The organism is Caballeronia sordidicola, assembly GCF_002220365.1.
In the GTDB taxonomy this organism is placed as follows: Bacteria; Pseudomonadota; Gammaproteobacteria; order Burkholderiales; family Burkholderiaceae; genus Caballeronia; species Caballeronia sordidicola_C.
This window is the reverse complement of the sequence record NZ_MTHB01000292.1, coordinates 1-2925: the sequence shown is the minus strand read 5'-3', so window position 1 is coordinate 2925 and position 2925 is coordinate 1. Positions and strand designations below refer to the sequence as shown.

The 2925-nt window shown below is 58.8% G+C and carries 3 protein-coding genes and 1 pseudogene; 3 read left to right on the top strand and 1 reads right to left on the bottom strand.

Annotation, left to right across the window (positions count from 1 at the left end; all coding sequences use genetic code 11):
• From BSU04_RS42915 to tnpC, 3 genes and pseudogenes are all read left to right on the top strand, one after another.
• Nucleotides 1-561 (top strand): Mu transposase domain-containing protein (locus BSU04_RS42915; RefSeq protein WP_441300100.1); only part of this gene is annotated, 561 nt, incomplete at its 5' end.
• Between the two features lie 9 nt (nt 562-570).
• Nucleotides 571-1359: an IS21-like element helper ATPase IstB gene (gene istB, locus BSU04_RS42910; RefSeq protein ID WP_086380516.1), complete on the top strand. Its 789-nt coding sequence runs from the start codon at nt 571-573 to the stop codon at nt 1357-1359.
• A gap of 116 nt (nt 1360-1475) precedes the next feature.
• Nucleotides 1476-2699 (top strand): annotated as a pseudogene (tnpC, locus tag BSU04_RS42905) (IS66 family transposase); the annotation flags it as partial.
• Here tnpC and BSU04_RS49085 read toward each other — a convergent pair.
• Nucleotides 2613-2849 carry a helix-turn-helix domain-containing protein gene (locus BSU04_RS49085; protein WP_373452926.1) on the bottom strand — a complete coding sequence of 79 codons (237 nt, stop codon included), beginning with the start codon at nt 2847-2849 and terminating at the stop codon, nt 2613-2615. The pseudogene tnpC and the gene BSU04_RS49085 sit on opposite strands and share 87 nt — an antisense overlap.
• Nucleotides 2850-2925: the final 76 nt, after the last annotated feature.

Below are 2925 nucleotides of genomic sequence, written 5' to 3'. Positions count from 1 at the left end.
GCAGTTTGGGCTAAGGGGAAGGTGCACCGTGACGCTCATGTTCAGTTCGAGCAGAGTTTTTACTCGGTCCCGTATCGACTAGTCGGCCAAGAGTTATGGCTTAAGGCAACCGACACCATGGTGACACTCTATCGCGGGCAGGAATCAGTTGCGGCCCACGTGCGTCTTACCCGTCCGGGCGGCCGCCGCACTGTAGACGATCATCTGCCATCCGCTGCTCAAGCGTGGCAACTGCAGGATACCCAGTGGTGTCTGGCAACTGCTGAGCAGATCGGGCCTGCCTGCTACGCCCTGGTTCATGCGCTCTTCGGCGACAAAGTCTTAATCAAGATGCGCTCGGTGCAGGGTGTGTTGCGGCTTAAACAGAAATACGGCGCGATTCGACTCGAAGCAGCTTGCTCGCGCGCAAACCATTACGGCACGCCGCACTACACAGCGGTTAAAACCATCCTGCAAAAGGGATTGGATCAACTGACGCTGTTAAACGCCTTTGATGCGCTGGCGAGCACCTATACCGAAGGTGGCCGCTTCTGCCGCAACACTCAAACCATTCTCCAATAAAGGCGCGCCATGCATCCCATTCCTGAACTAACGCCGCTGCTCAAACAACTGCGCTTGTCCGGCATCCTCGATTCGCTGGAAGCGCGAAATCGCGAGGCCATCGATCGCCAGCTCGCCTTCACCGAATTCCTGTCGCTGCTCATCCATGATGAAGTAGCCCGGCGCGATAACAAGAAACTCAGCTTGCGCATGCGACGCGCCAACTTCCGTAGCCAGAAGACACTCGAAGGATTCGACTTCGATCGGCTACCCGGTTTGAATCGAGCCGCCATCCACGACCTCGCCACAGGCCGATTCATCGACGAGAAAGTAGCAGTTCTGATTGCCGGCCCCTGTGGGACTGGCAAGAGTCATCTCGCACAAGCGCTGGGACACGCAGCTGCGCGGCAAGGACACGATGTCTTGTTCTCTACGCAAAGCCAGTTGCTGGCAAGTCTACGCAGCGCGGCGGCCGTGGGCACCTACGACCGCCGTTTCCAGTATCTCGCCAAGCTCCCACTTCTGATCATTGACGACTTCGGACTTAAGCCACTGCGTTCGCCGGACGATGAAGACTTCCACGACCTGATCGCCGAGCGTTATGAGCGCGCGGCAACGATCTTGACTTCAAATCTGGACTTCCCAGAATGGGGCGAAGCATTCCCAGGTAACAAGATGATCGGCGCGGCAACCCTTGACCGCTTGCGTCATGGTGCCTACAAAATCGTCCTCGACGGCGAGAGCTATCGCGGACCAAAGCCGGGCGTCGAATCACCTAGAACCGAGCTTGCAAAAGGAGGCAAAATCAAGCAACCTTGATCCCCGTTCGAACCCTCCAATTGCCTCGTTTCCGGTGGCGTCATTAAGGCGAAAACGCCCGGCGCCATTACGCCGAAAGGTGACAGAGTGAACCCGACTACGACGATGTCCTGACGCTGCCCGACACGGGCTTGCCGCAAACGCAGGCGCCTGTTGGCCAGAAGCGCGGTCGCCGGCCACTTCCCGCGCACCTGCGACGCACACGTATCGAATACGACTTGAGCGAGCACGAGAAGCTCTGCCCGTGCTGTCAGGGCGCGATGCACAAGATCGGCGAAGAGCTAAGCGAGCAGATGGACCTGATTGCCGCGAAGGTCCGGGTGCTGCAGCACGCACGCTTCAAATATGGTTGTCGCCACTGCCAGCGCCACGCTGAGAGCACGACCATCGTGACTGCCAAGATGCCGACCCAGCCGCTGCCGGGAAGCAACGCGAGTGCGAACGTGATCGCCACCGTCATGACGGGTAAATTCGTCGACGGCACGCCGCTGTACCGAATGGAGGACGTGCTGGCGCGCTCGGGCATCGACGTGGGGCGTGGCACGATGGGAAACTGGGTCATCAAACCCACCGAGCTCCATCTGACAAGGCTGTACGATGCGATGCGCGTCATTCTGTTATCGCAGCCGCTGATTCACGGCGACGAGACCACGGTGCAGGTGCTCAAAGAACCCGGCAAGAGCGCGCAAAGCAAGTCGTACATGTGGACCTATAGAAGCGCTCAGGACTGCGAGCAGCCGGTGGTGCTGTTTGAATACCAGCCGGGGCGCGAGCAGGCGCATCCCCAACTGTTTCTCGCCGGCTACGAAGGTATGCTCATGAGCGATGGCTACAGCGCGTGGCGCACGGTGAAGGGCGTAACGCATTACGGTTGTGCCGCCCATGCAAGACGCAAATTCGACGAAGCATTCAAGGCACAGAAGAAGCCCGACGGGCGTGCGAAACAGGGTCTCGAATTCTTCAAGGCACTCTATGAAGTCGAGCGGCTCGCGCGGGGCGATCTGCCCGAGGGCGAGACGCGCATCGACTACACGTACCGGCTACGTCAAAAGCACAGCGTGCCGTTGCTTGAAGCATTCAAGAAATGGCTGGACGAGCAGGCCGACCAAGTCTTGCCCCAGAGCCTGATTGGCAAGGCCATCAGCTACACGCGTAACCAGTGGGTCTACATGTCACGCTACGTTGAAGACGCTCGTGCCCCGATAGACAATAACGTCATGGAGCGCGAAGTTCGACCGTTTGCAATGGGGCGTTCATTGTGCACCTCCTTCCGAAACCTCGATAAACATTGGGATTTGTCCTTCGACATCGTTGCGACACGGGCGATGTTTGCGTGTTAGCGCCGACGTAACAACCTCGCTGCGTAGATCACTCGCGCGAATCTGCCACGGGGCGTCGGGCATCACCTGCTCGGCTGGCAGAACCCGATCGTTGATCAACCGGCGGATCGCGTGACTGGTGACGCCGAGCAGTTTTGCGGCTTCGAACATCGTCAGCCATTCTCCCTCCTTCTCAGCCGACTTGTACGCATGGATGTCTCGCACTCGCCGTATGGAACTGACACGG